The organism is Stenotrophomonas sp. ATs4 (assembly GCF_051861585.1).
Taxonomy (GTDB): Bacteria; Pseudomonadota; Gammaproteobacteria; order Xanthomonadales; family Xanthomonadaceae; genus Stenotrophomonas; species Stenotrophomonas maltophilia_AS.
Genome location: NZ_JBLYPK010000005.1, coordinates 178,918 through 193,722 on the forward strand (window position 1 = coordinate 178,918; position 14,805 = coordinate 193,722).

General features: G+C 66.7%; 14 protein-coding genes. 7 read left to right on the forward strand and 7 right to left on the reverse strand.

Translation table 11 applies throughout. From position 1 onward, the window contains the following. Positions 1 to 122 precede the first annotated feature (122 nt). Positions 123 to 1,664 (reverse strand): diguanylate cyclase domain-containing protein, encoded by a 1,542-nt coding sequence (locus ABR323_RS10755; protein ID WP_439449290.1) that lies wholly within the window; start codon positions 1,662 to 1,664, stop codon positions 123 to 125. A gap of 106 nt (positions 1,665 to 1,770) precedes the next feature. On the opposite strand from ABR323_RS10755, the gene ABR323_RS10760 reads away from it, so the two are divergent. From ABR323_RS10760 to ABR323_RS10770, 3 genes are all read left to right on the forward strand, one after another. Continuing rightward, positions 1,771 to 2,406, forward strand: a complete 636-nt coding sequence (locus tag ABR323_RS10760; RefSeq protein WP_439449291.1) for an NAD-dependent dehydratase — start codon at positions 1,771 to 1,773, stop codon at positions 2,404 to 2,406. Further along, positions 2,406 to 3,113 carry a helix-turn-helix transcriptional regulator gene (locus ABR323_RS10765; RefSeq protein WP_439449292.1) on the forward strand — a complete coding sequence of 236 codons (708 nt, stop codon included), beginning with the start codon at positions 2,406 to 2,408 and terminating at the stop codon, positions 3,111 to 3,113. The genes ABR323_RS10760 and ABR323_RS10765 overlap by 1 nt, the downstream gene beginning before the upstream one ends. A gap of 331 nt (positions 3,114 to 3,444) precedes the next feature. Further along, entirely contained in the window at positions 3,445 to 3,831 is a 387-nt protein-coding gene (locus ABR323_RS10770) for a VOC family protein (protein WP_439449293.1), read from the forward strand. A 121-nt stretch (positions 3,832 to 3,952) separates the two neighbouring features. Here the strand turns inward: ABR323_RS10770 and ABR323_RS10775 are convergent, their stop codons facing one another. From ABR323_RS10775 to pdhA, 4 genes are read right to left on the reverse strand one after another with little or no spacing between them, the layout of a single operon-like run. Further along, positions 3,953 to 5,335 carry a dihydrolipoamide acetyltransferase family protein gene (locus ABR323_RS10775; protein ID WP_439449294.1) on the reverse strand — a complete coding sequence of 461 codons (1,383 nt, stop codon included), beginning with the start codon at positions 5,333 to 5,335 and terminating at the stop codon, positions 3,953 to 3,955. Next, entirely contained in the window at positions 5,332 to 5,685 is a 354-nt protein-coding gene (locus ABR323_RS10780; RefSeq protein ID WP_032973473.1) for an SH3 domain-containing protein, read from the reverse strand. Before ABR323_RS10780 ends, ABR323_RS10775 begins: the two co-directional genes overlap by 4 nt. Position 5,686: 1 nt before the next feature. Further along, on the reverse strand, positions 5,687 to 6,754 hold the full coding sequence (locus tag ABR323_RS10785; protein ID WP_167796844.1) for an alpha-ketoacid dehydrogenase subunit beta: 1,068 nt from the start codon (positions 6,752 to 6,754) through the stop codon (positions 5,687 to 5,689). After that, positions 6,747 to 7,829, reverse strand: coding sequence for a pyruvate dehydrogenase (acetyl-transferring) E1 component subunit alpha (gene pdhA, locus ABR323_RS10790; protein ID WP_439449295.1), 1,083 nt, complete (start codon positions 7,827 to 7,829; stop codon positions 6,747 to 6,749). The genes ABR323_RS10785 and pdhA overlap by 8 nt, the downstream gene beginning before the upstream one ends. Before the next feature lie 335 nt (positions 7,830 to 8,164). Here pdhA and ABR323_RS10795 point away from each other — a divergent pair, with 335 nt between their 5' ends. The 4 genes from ABR323_RS10795 (at position 8,165) to ABR323_RS10810 (ending at position 12,762) form a co-directional block, all read left to right on the forward strand. Further along, entirely contained in the window at positions 8,165 to 9,040 is an 876-nt protein-coding gene (locus ABR323_RS10795; RefSeq protein WP_439449296.1) for a tryptophan 2,3-dioxygenase, read from the forward strand. A 179-nt stretch (positions 9,041 to 9,219) separates the two neighbouring features. Continuing rightward, positions 9,220 to 10,719, forward strand: coding sequence for a peptide MFS transporter (locus ABR323_RS10800; protein WP_439449297.1), 1,500 nt, complete (start codon positions 9,220 to 9,222; stop codon positions 10,717 to 10,719). A gap of 19 nt (positions 10,720 to 10,738) precedes the next feature. Further along, on the forward strand, positions 10,739 to 11,338 hold the full coding sequence (locus tag ABR323_RS10805; RefSeq protein WP_439449298.1) for a thioredoxin family protein: 600 nt from the start codon (positions 10,739 to 10,741) through the stop codon (positions 11,336 to 11,338). Between the two features lie 284 nt (positions 11,339 to 11,622). Continuing rightward, positions 11,623 to 12,762, forward strand: coding sequence for a hypothetical protein (locus ABR323_RS10810; RefSeq protein WP_135275382.1), 1,140 nt, complete (start codon positions 11,623 to 11,625; stop codon positions 12,760 to 12,762). Positions 12,763 to 12,793: 31 nt separating this feature from the next. Here the strand turns inward: ABR323_RS10810 and ABR323_RS10815 are convergent, their stop codons facing one another. Together ABR323_RS10815 and ABR323_RS10820 are read right to left on the reverse strand one after the other, a co-directional pair. Further along, positions 12,794 to 13,810 carry a PDDEXK nuclease domain-containing protein gene (locus tag ABR323_RS10815; protein WP_439449299.1) on the reverse strand — a complete coding sequence of 339 codons (1,017 nt, stop codon included), beginning with the start codon at positions 13,808 to 13,810 and terminating at the stop codon, positions 12,794 to 12,796. A 418-nt stretch (positions 13,811 to 14,228) separates the two neighbouring features. Next, a complete protein-coding gene (locus ABR323_RS10820) occupies positions 14,229 to 14,786 on the reverse strand; it encodes a MarR family winged helix-turn-helix transcriptional regulator (RefSeq protein WP_135275381.1) in 558 nt (185 codons plus the stop codon). Positions 14,787 to 14,805 lie beyond the last annotated feature (19 nt).

Consider the following 14,805-nt stretch of genomic DNA (forward strand, 5'->3'; position numbering starts at 1 on the left):
GGGTGGTCGGTATCATCGCCGGCGGGTTCCCCGGTAGAGGCCGACCTTGGTCGGCGCTTCGTTTGCCGCGCGTGCCAACCAAGGTTGGCACCTACCGAAGCAGTTTCCGGTGCGCCGGGGAACTACCCCGCCTGCACCCGGTTCTTGCCTTGCCGCTTGGCCGCATACAGCGCGTCATCGGCACGTCGCAGCAGGGTTTCGATATCGTCGCCCGGTTGCCATTGCGCCAGCCCGGCGCTGAAATGCACCGGCACGCGCCGGTCCTGCACGGTCAGCACGCGGTGCGCAAGTGAACGTTGCAGGCGCTGCACCGTGGCCATGCTGTCGGCGCCCTGGGTTTCCGGCAGCACCAGCACGAACTCGTCACCGCCCAGCCGTGCGATGCCGTCGGTGGCGCGCAGCAGCAGCTTGCACACGGCCACCAGGTGCTGCAGCAATGCATCGCCACCGGCGTGGCCGTGCGCCTCGTTGGTCAAGTGGAAATCATCCAGATCGATCACGGCCACGCCCAACGGCGAGCCGTTGCGTGCGGCACGGGCCAGCTCACGCTGCAGCAGCTCGTCCAGGCCACGGCGGTTCAGTGCCTGGGTCAGCGGATCGATGCGCGCCAGGTCACCGGCGGCACGCAGTTCCTGCTCCAGCTCGGCGATGCGCTGTTCGGCGCGTTCCACTTCCTGCCGCGCGCTGGCCAGATGATCGCGGGCCTGCGCGGCCTGCTGCTGCACCTTGCCGGTATCGCGCATCACCTCCTGCAGCAACTGGTTGAGGTCGGCGATGCTGCGCGCTTCGCGCAACTGCAGTGCGTAGCTACCGATGCGGTCGTGGTACTCACCGGTACTGGTGGCCATGCCATCCATGCGCTCGATGAATTCGCCCATCAACCCACGCATCGCCGCTTTGGAATCGTCGATGCCCTGGCGCAGCAGGCCCTGCTTGTAGATCACTTCGCGCAGTTCGGCGCGGGTGCGCTCGACTGCTTCAGCTTCCAGCGGCCCATCCAGCAACTGGCGCACCGCGGCGATCTGGCCCTGCAGCCAGCTGCGGTCATCCAGCAGCTCGCTCACGTTCTCCAGCAGCAGCGCGAACAGCTCCAGCAGCAGCGCCTGTTGCTCCTGCCAGCTCTCGGCGCGCACGCCGACCTGGTGGCCGAGTTCGCGCACGCCCTGTTCGATCGGTTCCAGCGCGGTACCGGGTTGCCACTGCCGCAGGCGCAGTGCCAGCGCCTGCGCCTGCTCGCGCAGATCCGGGTCGTGCTGCAGCAGGGCCACCACCGCGCCGCCCAGCAGCAGCCGCAGCTGCTCGGACAGGCGCAGGCTTTCCGGCTGCCCATCCGGCGAGTGCTGCTCGATGGTGCGGATGTACTTGTCGATCAGCTGGCGCATCGCGCGGCCATAGCGCGGCCAATCGGCACTGGCCTGGGCCGACTGCAGGCGGTCGCCCATGTCGCCCAGTTCGCCGGGCAGCGTGGCCATGCCGTTGGCGAACGCGGCCAGCAGCGGCTCGGGCGCGTCGGCGCCGGCGAACAGCTGCTGCAGGGCCACGCCACCACTACCCTGCAGTACCACGCGGTCACCGAGCCCGTCATCCACCACCGCACGCACGCGTGCCGGCGGCCCAAGGGCGGTACCGGGTGCGGCGGGAAGGGGGTCGGGCTGGTCCGTCATGGAGCAAATCCTGGGGGCTGGCAGGGACTGGTTCCAGCATATCGGCGCGGCTGCCGATGGCTTGAACGGCTAGGATGGGCGACAGGATGCCGCAGTGGAGGTGGTGATGCGCGTGATGTTGCTGGGGGCGACCGGCCTGGTCGGCGGGCTGACCCTGTCCCGGCTGCTGGACGACCCGCGCTGCAGTGGCGTGATTGCTCCCACCCGCCGCCCGCTGGCCGTGACCCATGGGACGCTGGAGAACCCGGTATTGGCCTTCGACGCGCTGCCTCCCGCGCCGCAGTGGGCGCAGGTGGACTCCGTCATCTGCGCGCTGGGCAGCACCATTGCCCAGGCCGGCAGCCGCGAGGCCTTTCACCGCATCGACCATGGCTATCCGTTGGCCTTCGCTCGCTTGGCGCAGGCGCAGGGTGCGCGGACCTACGTGCTGAACTCTGCAGCCAGCGCCAACCCGCAGTCGTCGATTTTCTACAGCCGGGTGAAGGGTGAGCTGGAGCGTGATCTGCGCGCGCTCGGCTTCAACTCATTGACCCTGGTCCGCCCAGGGCTGATCGGTGGCGAGCGCAACGAGGTACGCCGTGGCGAGCGTTTCGCACTGACGGTGTTGGGTGCATTGGGGCCAGTGTTGCCACGGGCGTGGCGGATCAACCCGGCCAGCGAAATCGCCAAGGTACTGGTCGAGGCCGCGCTGGCCCCGCAACCGGGTGAGCATGTGGTGGCATCGAGCGCGCTGGCCGGCTGATGTCGCGTGCGCTGCGTCTGACCCAGCTGCTGCAGTTGCTGCGCCGCCATCGACGACCGGTGGCCGGGCAGGTGCTGGCCGACGCGCTGGGCATCAGCCTGCGCACGCTGTACCGCGATATCGAGACGCTGCGCGAGCAGGGCGCTGACCTGCGTGGCGAGGCCGGCGTCGGCTACCAGCTGGCACCGAGCGACACCCTGCCACCGATGAGCCTGCCGCCGGCCAAGATCGACGCGTTGGTGCTGGGTCTGCGTTGGGTCGCGGCGCGCACTGAGCCGGCGCTGGCCGAAGCCGCGCGTGATGCCCTGGCGCGCATCGCGCATGTGTTGCCTGCGGCGCGCCGGGAAGCCTTGCGTGACAGTGGCCTGCGCGTGGGACCTTCGCGTGCGGCGGCCAAGGTTCCCGCCGCACGTCTGCAGGCCGTGCGTGAGGCCGTGGGTTCGCAGCAGCGCCTGAAGTTCGGCTACGAGGATGCGCAGGGCCAGCGCAGCGAGCGCATCGTCTGGCCGTTCGCGCTGGGCTACTTCGATGAGGTGCCGATGCTGGCGGCGTGGTGCGAGAGCCGCGAGGATTTTCGCCATTTCAGGTTGGACCGCATCCGCCAGGTGCGGGTGCTGGAGGATCACTACCTCGTGCCGCGCGCCACGCTGCTGCGGCGCTGGCAGAAGGCGCAGGGCATTGCGCCGGACTGGTTGGATCGTTCGTAGCGTCGGGCTTGTCCGCCTGCTTCCGCGCCTCGCTTCCTGCTGCTGGCGGGATGGGGTGACGGCCTTTGTTCTTCGCTCCTGGTAGATGTCGAGCTTGCTCGACTGCCCTTGATCTTCGCGAACAGCAGTCGAGCAAGCTCGACCTCTACCAAGGCAGGGGCAACAGCAGTCGAGCAAGCTCGACCTCTACCAAGGCAACGGCAACAGCAGTCGAGCAAGCTCGACCTCTACCAAGGCAACGGCAACAGACGTCGAGCACGCTCGCCGCTACTGACAGAATCTGTCAGCAGGCTCGTTCCACCATGATTGCTCCCAACAACGGAGCTTCCCCATGTTCAAGCCCAGCACCCTGCTGCAGTACGTGCGCGACGTCGCCGCCAGCGCCACCTTCTACAGCGGCATCCTCGGCAAACCGCCGGTCGAGCAGTCGTCAGGCTTTGCCCTGTTCCTGCTCGGCGATGGTGCCGCCCTGGGCCTGTGGCAGCGCGATGACGTGCAGCCGCCGGTGTCCGCGCAGGCCGGTGCGGCGGAACTGGCGATGGTGGTTGCCAACCCGGAGGCTGTGCAGCAGATGCACGATGCCTGGCGCGCACTCGGCGTGCAGATCCTGCAGGCGCCGGTGACGCTGGAGTTCGGCCATACCTTTGTCGGGGCAGATCCTGATGGCCACCGCCTGCGTGTGTACAGCCGTGCCGAGGGCTTGGTCGCGCGCGATTGATCGCCCGCATTGTGTAGATCCACGCCATGCGTGGATGCGGGCAAAAAAACGCCGGGCAGTGCCCGGCGTTTTCCCGTTCATGTGCCAACCAACGGTTGGCACCCACCGATAAGGCGGTCGATCAGCTGGCCAGTGCCAGGTCGTCCATCATCGCGCGCAGGAAGCGGGCGGCTTCACCACCGGTGGCCGCGCGGTGGTCGAAGGTGACCGACAGCGGGATCACCTTGTGCGCTTCCACGCCGCCCATCACCGGGGTCATCTGGTGGCGGGCACGGCCGGCACCGACGATGGCCACGCACGGCGGCACCACGACCGGGGTCGCGTAGCGGCCGGCGAACATGCCGAAGTTGGACAGCGAGATGGTGTAGCCGCTCAGTTCCGAGGCGGCGATGGAACGCGATTCCACCTGCTCGCGCAGGCGGTTGACGCCTTCACGGATGCCGCGTGCGTCGAGCATGTCGGCATTGCGCAGGGCCGGCACGAACAGGCCGTCGTCGGTGTCCACGGCGATGCCGATGTCCACCTGCGCGTGCAGGGTGCGGGTCAGCGCTTCACCGTCGAACCAGGCGTTCATCGCCGGCACCTTCTGTGCGGCGACCACGATCGAACGCACCAGGCGGGCGGTAACGTCGTTGCCCGGCAGCCAGGCATGGATGTCGGCGTCGTCGTTCAGCGTGGTCGGCACGACCTTGCTGTGCGCATCGGCCATCACCCGCGCCATGTTGCGGCGCACGCCCTTCAGCGGTTCCGGCTGGCCCTTGGCGACCACGCCCGGCGGCTGGGTGCGCATCGGCTTGCCGGCGGCGGACAGCGGGGTGCGAGCTTCGCTCTGCACCGGGGCAGACACCTGCGCCGGGGCCGGCGCGGCATACGCGGCGGCAGCGACCGGCGCCGGAGCGGCACCCAGCTTGGCGCTGCCATCGGCCGCAGCCTGCTTGACGTCGGCCATGGTGACCGCGCCGTCGGTGCCGGTGGCACGCACGCGGCTCAGGTCCACGCCCAGCTTGCGCGCGGTGGCACGCACGGCTGGCACGGCCTTGACGCCACCGACGGCCAGCGCCTGCTCGGCGTGCACGGCGTTGGAGCTCTGCATCGCGCCAACCACGGTACCGGCGTCATCGCGTTCGGCAGCGGCGGGCTTGGCTGCTTCGGCGGCGACCGGTGCGGCCGGCAGCGGCGGCGGCGTCGGTGCAGCAGCTGGCGCTGCATGACCGTGGCTGTGGCCGGTGTCCTGGCCATCGGCACGCTGCGGCAGGTTCGGGTCCAGCTCGAAGCTGGCCAGCACCGAACCGGTCGGGATGATGTCGCCGGGCCCGCCGGACAGCTTCAGCACCTTGCCGGAGAACGGCGAGGGCACTTCCACGACGGCCTTGGCGGTCTCCATCGAGACCAGTGGCTCGTCCAGCTTGATCACATCGCCTTCCTTGACGAACCACTCGACGATGGTCGCGTCCGGCAGGCCTTCGCCCAGGTCGGGCAGGTTGAAGTTCTTGGTCTGGCTCATTTGCAGTTCTCTTCCAGCAGTTCCAGTTCGCGGGCCGGCAGCCAACCCGTCGCGCCATTGGCGCGCTCGGACCACCACCACCCGCCGTGTTCGTGATGAAGCTTCACCATCTCGCCGTTTTCCACATCCAGCTCGCGGGCGTCGTAGTCGCACAGCGCTTCGGCGCGACCCTCGTCCAGCAGCTGCAGCCAGGCGATGGGCGCCCATCCAGCGCGCCCATCGTTGGTGCGTACCCAGGCAAACGCCGGCCATTCCTCGTCACGTACACCTACTTCGACGATCTGGCCGGTGCGGAACCGGAGCGGGTTGGGATACTGGCTGCGGTAAGCCCCCAGAAGGCGGGCCCGCATGTCAGCCTGCCGCCACCGCGCGCTTGGCCGCAGCCACGATCCGCTCAACGCTCGGCAGGTACTTCATTTCCAGGCGGAACAGCGGAATGTGGGTGTCGTAGCCAGTGACGCGCTCGACCGGGGCCAGCAGGTCGTAGATCGATTCCTCGGCCAGGCGCGCGGCGATCTCGGCGCCGAAGCCCGCGGTCTTCGGGGCCTCCTGCACGATCACGCAGCGGCCGGTCTTGGCCACCGATTCGGCGATGGTGGCGAAGTCCAGCGGACGCAGCGTGGCCACGTCGATGACTTCGGCACTGATGCCTTCGCCGGCCAGCTTGTCGGCCGCTTCCAGCGCTTCCTTCACCTGTGCGCCCCAGGTCACCAGGGTCACGTCGGTGCCGTCGCGCAGCACGAAGCACACGTCCAGCGGCAAGGCTTCGCCGTCGTTGACGACCACTTCCTTGTACTGGCGGTAGATGCGCTTGGGCTCCATGTAGATCACCGGATCCGGCTCACGGATCGCGGCCAGCAGCAGGCCATAGGCACGCTGCGGCGAGGACGGCAGCACCACGCGCAGGCCCGGCACGTTGGTGAAGATCGCCTCGTTGGCTTCGCTGTGGTGTTCCGGCGCGCGGATGCCACCGCCCCACGGCACGCGCAGCACCATCGGGCAGTGCAGGCGGCCACGCGTGCGGTAACGCAGGCGTGCGGCGTGGCAGATGATGTGGTCGACCATCGGGTACATGAAACCGTCGAACTGGGCTTCGGCCACCGGCTTCATGCCCTGTGCGGCCAGGCCGATGGTCAGGCCGGCGATGGTGGTTTCATCCAGCGGGGTGTCGAGGATGCGCTCGGAGCCGAAGCGCTGCTGCAGGCCGGCAGTGGCGCGGAACACGCCACCGTTGACGCCCACGTCTTCGCCCAGCACCAGCACCGACGGGTCGTGTTCCAGCTCCCAGGCCAGTGCCTGGGTGATGGCTTCGATCAGGGTGATGGGGGTGGTGGTCATGCTCTCTTCTCCGCGCGCGACGGCGGCGCTGTCGGCGGCGTTGGTGTGCGCGCCGGGCGCGCCGTTCTTGATCTCATCCATGGCGCTGCTCCAGCGCAATCGCCTGGGCACGCTGGGCCAGCAGGTCCTGCGGCGGATCGGCATACAGGAAGTCGAACATCGCCTCGACCGGCTGCACCGGCGTGTTGAGGTACAGGTTCACTTCTTCGTCCACGCGCTTGCCGCACTCGGCGACCCAAGCGGTTTCCTCGTCTTCGCTCCACACACCGGCGTTGATCAGGTACTTGCGCAGGCGCAGCATCGGCTCGCGCTGCCAGGCATCCTTCACTTCGGCGTCGTCGCGGTAGCGGCGCGCGTCATCGGCGGTGGTGTGGTCGGACAGGCGGTAGGTCATCAGTTCCAGCACAGTGCCACCGTCGCCGGCCAGCGCACGTTCGCGCGCCTGCTCCATCGCCGCCAGCACCGCGATCAGGTCGTTGCCGTCTACCTGCAGGCAGTGCAGGCCGCCGGCCAGGCCCTTCTGCGCCAGCGTTTCGGCACCGGTCTGGGCCGAACGCGGAACCGAGATGGCCCAGCCGTTGTTGACGATGCACAGGATCAGCGGGAGCTTGTAGGCGCCGGCCGAATTCAGTGCCGCGTAGAAGTCGGTCTTGGAGCTGCCGCCGTCGCCGCACACGGCCACCGCGATCTGCGGTTCCTTGTTGAGCTTGAACTTCAGCGCGGCACCTGCGGCATGCAGGCACTGGGTGGAGATCGGCACGCAGAACGGGAAGTCCTTGGCCGCGTTGCCACCGTAATCGTTGCCGCGTTCGTCGCCGCCCCAATACATCAGCACGTCGTGCGGACGCACGCCACGCATGAACATCGCGCCATACTCGCGGTACGAAGGTGCGAACACGTCGTCCTTCTGCATCGCCGCGCCGATGCCCACGTGCGCGGCTTCATGGCCCAGGCAGGCGGCATAGGTGCCGAGCTTGCCGGTGCGCTGCAGCGCGATGGATTTGCTGTCGAACGTACGTACGAACAGCATCTGCTTGAACAGCGGTACCAGGACCTTGGGGTCGCGCAGCGACGCGGGCAGGTCATCGCGGACGAGCGTGCCGTCCGTATCCAGGTACTGCAGGTATTCGATCTTGAATTCAGCGGCAACCGTCATTGCGTACTGCACCTTCGACAGAGAAGTTACAAATGATATGAATCGCCATGTTAAGGAACGCGTACGGAATAGCCTTCCTGCGGCGCAACACGGCGATGCCCTGTTTTACCCCTGCCGGCGGGTGGGGGGCCAATAACAACAACGTATTCAGTCGTTGCTGCAAAGCATCAGAATACGCCTCTGGCTGACTGCCCGTACAACGGCCCGAACGGTTCCACGCGCAGGCCCGGCATCGGCGGATGCTCCACGGCCCGCCGGACGCCCCGGTATGGACGTGGCGGCTGCCAGCGTGGCGGCAACGCGCTACCCTTGCCGCCCCCGATCTGGTCCCGCCCATGTCCGTCGACAACAACCAACGCGATCTCGAAGCCGGCATCCATACCGACCTGCAGGGACGGCTGACCTACGGCGGCTACCTGCGGCTGGACCAGCTGCTCAGTGCGCAGCAGCCGCTGTCCAGTCCGCCGCACCACGACGAGATGCTCTTCATCATCCAGCACCAGACCTCGGAGCTGTGGCTGAAGCTGCTCGGCCACGAGCTGCGTGCCGCAATCGGCTTCCTGCAGCGCGATGAAGTCTGGCAATGCCGCAAGGTGCTGGCGCGCAGCAAGCAGGTACTGCGCCAGCTGACCGAGCAGTGGTCGGTGCTGGAAACGTTGACGCCGTCCGAGTACATGGGCTTCCGCGACGTGCTGGGCCCGTCGTCGGGCTTCCAGTCGCTGCAGTACCGCTACATCGAGTTCCTGCTGGGCAACAAGAACGCGCAGATGCTGCAGGTGTTCGAGCATGATCCGGCCGGTCAGGCACAGCTGCGCATCGCGCTGGAAGCGCCCAGCCTGTACGAGGAATTCCTGAAGTACCTGGCCCGTTTCGGCCACGCCGTGCCGGCGGTGTACGAGGCCCACGACTGGACCCAGCCGCATGTGGCCGACGACGCGCTGCAGCCGGTCTTCGAACGCATCTACCAGGACACCGACCGCTACTGGCGCGAGTATTCGCTGTGCGAGGACCTGGTGGACCTGGAAACGGCCTTCCAGCTGTGGCGATTCCGACACATGCGCACGGTGATGCGGGTGATCGGCTTCAAGCGCGGCACCGGCGGCTCGTCCGGCGTGGGCTTCCTGGCCAAGGCGCTGGAGCTGACCTTCTTCCCCGAATTGTTCCAGGTGCGCACCAGCCTGCAGGCCGCGCCCGCGGCCGATCTGGCCTGACTCCCATTCAGCTTGGCCACCGACCCCGGTTTGATTGTTTCAGATGCAAGTTCAGCGAGCAGGTTGCCACCTGCCTCGAACGGCGTGTATTTGACGTGAACGACAGAAGTCGGTGATCCTCGCGCGTTGCTCCATTGCACATTGGACGTGCTCGTCATCCACCGAACCAGGAAACCCGCATGAGCGTAAACGCCACTGCGAACACCCCAGAGCCGGCCGTGCCGGACTTCAAGACCATGATGGGCCACCCGCGCCCGTTGTGGATGCTGTTCATGACCGAGTTCTGGGAGCGCTTTGCGTTCTACGGCATCCGCTGGGCCTTGGTGCTGTACATCGTCGCCCAGTTCCGCGATGGCAGCGCCGCCGGTGAAGCCGACGCCAGCCGCATCTATGGTGCCTACCTGGCGCTGGTGTACGCCGCGGCGATCTTCGGTGGCTACGTGGCCGACCGGGTGCTGGGGTACCAGCGATCGATCCTGACCGGTGCGGTCATCATGGCCGCCGGCCTGTTCATGATCTCGTTGCCGGAAGAGCATCTGTTCAAGCTTGGCCTGGCCACGATCATCGTCGGTAACGGCATGTTCAAGCCGAACATCTCGACCATGGTCGGCAAGCTGTACGGCCTGAAGGACGAGCGTCGCGATTCGGGCTTCACTATCTTCTACATGGGTATCAACATCGGCGCGATGATCGCCCCGGTGCTGACCGAGTACCTGGCCCGCAAGGTCTTCGGCACCTCGGAAATGCCGTCCTACAAGGTCGTGTTCATCGCCTCGGGCGTGGGCATGCTGGTCTCGCTGGTGTGGTTCTACATCGGTCGTGCCGGCCTGAAGGGCATTGGCGCGCCGCCGGCCGGCGCTGAAGGCTTCGGCCGCGTGGTCATGGTGCTGGTGGGCTCGCTGTTCGCCATTCCGGTGGCCTACTTCCTGCTCGCCACCGGTGCCGCCGCGCTGGCCTGGATCCTGGGCGTGATGTTCGCCGCCCTGGCCGTGCTGCTGCTGGTGGAGGGCATCCGCGAGGGCAAGGTGCAGCGCGACCGCGTGATCGCCATGCTGATCATCTTCGCCTTCAACGTGATGTTCTGGATGTTCTTCGAACAGGCCGGCAGCTCGTTCACCTTCCTGGCCGAGAACATCGTCAACCGCCAGATGGGTGAGTGGACCTTCCCGACCGCGTGGTTCCAGTCGGTCAACTCGGTGGCGATCATCACCCTGGCGCCGATCATCGCCTGGATCTGGGTGGCCCTGGGCCGCGCCAATCCGTCCATTCCGCGCAAGTTCGGCCTCGGCCTGCTGTTCAACGGCGCCGCCTTCGCCCTGCTGATGTACGCGCTGTCGCAGATGGTAGTGGACGGCAAGATCCCGTTCTGGACCCTGTTCATGGTCTACGTCATCCAGTCGGTCGGTGAGCTGTGCCTGTCGCCGATCGGCCTGTCGATGGTGACCAAGCTGGCCCCGGTGCGCCTGGTCGGCTTCGGCATGGGTGGCTGGTTCCTGTCCACCGGCATCGGCAACAACCTGTCGGGCATCTTCGCTGGTGTTGTCAGTGGTGAAGGTGGCATGACGGTCGAGTCGGCCCTGAAGGGGTATACCTTCGGGTTCTGGGCCCTGATCGGCTCCGGCGTGGTGCTGTTCCTGGTCGCCCCGCTGATCAACAAGCTGATGCACGGCGTCAAGTAATGATGAGAGGGTAGATGGCATGCGTAGCAAGCTCGGTACTGCGGTGGTGGTGGTCTGTGTGGCGCTGATCGGCGCCTGTTCCCAACCGCAACCGCCTGCAGCTGCCGAGCCTGCGCAGCCATTGGATACCCGACCCACCGAGCCACCGGTCGCTGACCCCAGCGAACCGGTGGCCTCGGGCAACACCCCGGTGGCGGCGGACATCGCCGCCATCGCCGGGCTCGGTGCACAGTTCGACCCGAGCCGCGACCCCGGCAACGATCTGGCCACCGCCAAGGTGGAAGCCCAGCGCGGCAACAAGCGCATCCTGCTCGAGGTCGGCAACGCCGCCTGCGAGCGCTGCAAGTCACTGGATGAGACGGTTGAAGGCAACGGCGACCTGCGCCGCTTCCGCGATGCCCACTATGTGTGGGTGAAGGTCAACGCCAGCGACGAACAGCCCAACACCGCTTTCTTCGCGCAGTTCCCGGTGATGGAACGCGACTACCCGTACCTGCTGGTGCTCGATGCCGATGGCGGACTGTTGGTATCGCAGGCCACCGGCGAGCTGCGCAAGGGCGAAGCCTTCCAGCCTGCGCGGGTGACCGCGTTCCTCAAGCAGTGGGCGCCTGACCGGTAGTGCCGGCCGCTGGCCGGCAGCTTTGGTGGGTGCCGACCGTTGGTCGGCACTGAGGCCGGATCGCATCCACGCATGGCGTGGATCTACTGTGGTGCTGATCGCTTGGCCGGCAGCTTTGGTGGGTGCCGACCGTTGGTCGGCACTGAGGCACATCCACGCATGGCGTAGCCCTACTGCGCGCGCCGTCACACTCTCCGAATCGGCGTCTCAACTTCAACGCACGTGCGCCGTTACCGGCAAGGACTTCAGTCGACGCCCCGTCGACGCACCCTACCGGAACGCCCATGCACAGCGACCACGCCGAACGATTGCCCGAACCTGCCAGCGCATTGGCCGAGGGCGGAGCAGACGAGGGCGTGACCTTGCCGGCACAGGAAGCGCTGCTCGATGACGCCGGAACCGGCGAGGACACCGTTGAACTGGCGCCGCCGCGCCACCGCCTGCCGCAGATTGCGCTGCCCGACAACGTGGTGCTGAAGGGCGCGGTGCAGAAGCTGGTCGAGCAGAAATCACGCTTGGATACGCTGGCCGCCGAAGGCCAGTTGGCCGGATTGCTGCCGCCGGAATGGCAGGGCCATGGCGTGCGCGCCATCGAACTGTCCACCTTCATCCAGGGCGTGCTGCCGTTCCTGCAGCCGGGCGAACGCGGCGAAACCGCGCCCGCGCGCTTGCCGGTGCGTCATGTGCTGGGTGACGACAGCCGCTGGGGCCTGGAGGATGTCTCCGAGCCGAAATCGCTGGCCTGGTACCTGGCCAGCGACGAACGCGCCACCGCGGGCAGCAAGGACGTGGGCGAGGCGTATCTGGTCGGTGCACTGGGGCTGGCGTGGATGCAGGAAGGGCGCAGCCGCCCCGGCTTCCTGCGCGCGATGGGCCAGGACAGTCTGGCGGCGCGGGTCACCATGCTCGGCTACCCGCCGGCCAACGAATTGGCGCTGTACAGCGTCACCGCGCACGGCCAGCCGCAGATCTGGTGCGTGCATGGCCGCCGCCGCATGCGCCCGTTGGTTGCGCCTTGGTTGAGCGTGCCGTTGCTGACCGCCTACGGCGTGCCGGCACCGGTCGCATGGCCGTCCAGTTTCCCGCCGGTGGAGGCCGTGGCCGACCTGTTGGCGACCGCACGCCAGGGCCGCGCGCTGCCCGAAGTGGACCTGGCCAAGGCGGTGGCGAAGATCGCAGAGGACGCCGCTTCCGACGCCTGGCAGCCGGTCAGCCTGCTGCAGCTCAACACCTGGTCGCCACGCTGGCACTTCTTCCTGGGCACCTTCGTCGGCCTGCCATCATTGCTGCTGGTGGCTGCGGCGCTGGCGCTGCCGGGGGCCATCGAAGCGGCCACGGTTGCCGCCTCGCTCGGCTTTGCCGGCGGTGCCATTGCGGCGCTGGCGGTGCCGTGGATCCATGCGCGGCGCAAGCATCTGAGCTGAGGCGTGAGCACCATCCACGCGTGGCGTGGCTCTACAGGGGGCTGGGTGCCGCGGTCTGCAGTTGTTGCCGGGCCCGCTCCATGGCGGTCTGCAATCTTTGCTTGAGGACCTCACGAGGGGGCAGGGTGGTCAGGTACTCCGCGACGTGGATGCCTGAGCGATCCAGCTCCAGCAATTCGATCTGGCCCGCCTTCTTCCCTGTGCAGAGGATGATGCCCAACGGCGCCTGTTCGCCGTCCTCACGTTCGTAGCGGTCCAGCCAGCGCAGATAGAGTTCCATCTGCCCTTTGTAGGCGGGCTTGAACTCGCCGATCTTCAGCTCGATGGCGATCAGCCTGCGCAGGCGACGGTTGTAGAACAGCAGGTCCAGGTGGAAGTCATCGCCGTCGATCTGGATACGCTTCTGGCGGGCGACGAAACTGAAGCCCGTGCCAAGTTCGAGCAGGAAGCCCTGCATCTCGCGAAGGATCGCGCTTTCCAGGTCATGCTCGTCCCAGCTGTCCTTCAGACCAAGAAAATCCAGTACATAGGGGTCACGCAGTACCAGCCCCGGAGACAGCTGCTGGTTGCCGCGCAGTGCCGCCAACTCATCGGCGATGGTCTGCTCTGGCTGACTGGAAAGCGCTGTGCGCTCATACAGCATCGAATCGATGCGCTGGCGTAACGTACGCACACTCCAGCCCTCGGTGGTGGCCATCTGCGCATAGAAGTCGCGCTTGAGCGGATCCGCCAGTGGGATCAGCGCGATGAAGTGGGTCCAGCTCAATTGTCGTATCAGCGATACGACAATCTGCTCGTCTGCAAATGCGGTGGAGAACTGCACCATCCTGCGCAGGCTCTTCTCACCGAAGGATGTGCCGAACTCGGCAGACAGCGCCTTGGCTATCCGGGCGAAGAGGACCTCTCCGTAGCGCGCACGTTGCCCAGCCATCTGGTCCACATGGATGCGACGCCCGATTCGCCAGTACAGCAGGGTCAGTTCGGCGTTGATGGTCCTGTGCATCCTGCTGCGCGCTGCACAGATCAGCTCTCTGAGATCGGCCAGCAATTCCTGGCCATGCGGCAGCGTTGAACGCGTGTCATCCATGAGGGAGCCCGTCCGATGTGGATCCATGGCCGGGCTGATACCCGTTGAACGCTTACCGTCAGGCTGCAGGCACGGACAGTCCAATAGGAGAATTCACTGGATCAGCTCGTTTCGATACACCAGCCTCGCGGAAACGGGCGGTAGCGGGCCAATGCGGAAATCCCGCCGGGCGAGAGCGACATCTCAGGACGACATCTGCAGGAAGTGAATGCGTCCGATGGCCTCGTTTGCGGCCAGCCCACGGTCCGCGAAAGAGCGGGTCGCGTCAGAAACAAAGGGGCGGACGACAACCGCCCAGCCGCTGTTCCGCTACCGGCCAGGGTCCGCACCCGCGACTTGGGGCCCAAAACGACTTAATCCCCTCCGTCCCCTTTTTTCCTCAGACCCCTTCGCCCATCCGTTCCAGACCATCACCGGCCAGGCGCTGGATCAGCTTCTCCAGCACCTGCTCTTCCTCTTCGCTCAGCACCGACATCAGCTTGCGGGTGATCTCGATCACCATCGGCGCGATGGTCTCGTACACCTCGAAGCCGGCTGCCGACAGCGCCAGCACCGAGCGGCGGCGGTCGTCGCCGTGGGTTTCGCGCTTGATGAAGCCGCGCTCCAGCAGGCGGGCCACGGCGCGGCTGACCGCCACTTTGTCCATTGCCGTGCGGTCGGAGACCTCGCTGGCCGAGGAGCCCGGGTACAGCGCCAGGATGGTGATCACCCGCCATTCGGGGATCGCCAGGCCGTAACGATCTCCGTATAGCTTGGCGATGTTGCCGCTGACCCGGTTGGACAGCACGCTCAGCCGGTACGGCAGGAACTGTTCCAGGTCGAGCAGGACGTGCGAGGAACGCAGGCGGGTCGAAACGGGATCGGCGGGGCTCATGTTGCGGTGCACCTTGCTGGTGGTTTCAAGTGTAACTATAAGGGGTAGGTCCAGACCCTGCATTCTCGCCGGGTCCCTACCT

What these genes read in the sequence shown, in the direction of transcription:
- pdhA (WP_439449295.1), bottom strand. Translation starts at nt 7,829, where the DNA reads ATGACGGTTGCCGCTGAATTCAAGATCGAATACCTGCAGTACCTGGAT.
- ABR323_RS10805 (WP_439449298.1), top strand. Translation starts at nt 10,739, where the DNA reads ATGCGTAGCAAGCTCGGTACTGCGGTGGTGGTGGTCTGTGTGGCGCTG.
- ABR323_RS10810 (WP_135275382.1), top strand. Translation starts at nt 11,623, where the DNA reads ATGCACAGCGACCACGCCGAACGATTGCCCGAACCTGCCAGCGCATTG.
- ABR323_RS10775 (WP_439449294.1), bottom strand. Translation starts at nt 5,335, where the DNA reads ATGAGCCAGACCAAGAACTTCAACCTGCCCGACCTGGGCGAAGGCCTG.
- ABR323_RS10755 (WP_439449290.1), bottom strand. Translation starts at nt 1,664, where the DNA reads ATGACGGACCAGCCCGACCCCCTTCCCGCCGCACCCGGTACCGCCCTT.
- ABR323_RS10770 (WP_439449293.1), top strand. Translation starts at nt 3,445, where the DNA reads ATGTTCAAGCCCAGCACCCTGCTGCAGTACGTGCGCGACGTCGCCGCC.
- ABR323_RS10785 (WP_167796844.1), bottom strand. Translation starts at nt 6,754, where the DNA reads ATGGATGAGATCAAGAACGGCGCGCCCGGCGCGCACACCAACGCCGCC.
- ABR323_RS10795 (WP_439449296.1), top strand. Translation starts at nt 8,165, where the DNA reads ATGTCCGTCGACAACAACCAACGCGATCTCGAAGCCGGCATCCATACC.
- ABR323_RS10820 (WP_135275381.1), bottom strand. Translation starts at nt 14,786, where the DNA reads ATGCAGGGTCTGGACCTACCCCTTATAGTTACACTTGAAACCACCAGC.
- ABR323_RS10780 (WP_032973473.1), bottom strand. Translation starts at nt 5,685, where the DNA reads ATGCGGGCCCGCCTTCTGGGGGCTTACCGCAGCCAGTATCCCAACCCG.
- ABR323_RS10765 (WP_439449292.1), top strand. Translation starts at nt 2,406, where the DNA reads ATGTCGCGTGCGCTGCGTCTGACCCAGCTGCTGCAGTTGCTGCGCCGC.
- ABR323_RS10760 (WP_439449291.1), top strand. Translation starts at nt 1,771, where the DNA reads ATGCGCGTGATGTTGCTGGGGGCGACCGGCCTGGTCGGCGGGCTGACC.
- ABR323_RS10800 (WP_439449297.1), top strand. Translation starts at nt 9,220, where the DNA reads ATGAGCGTAAACGCCACTGCGAACACCCCAGAGCCGGCCGTGCCGGAC.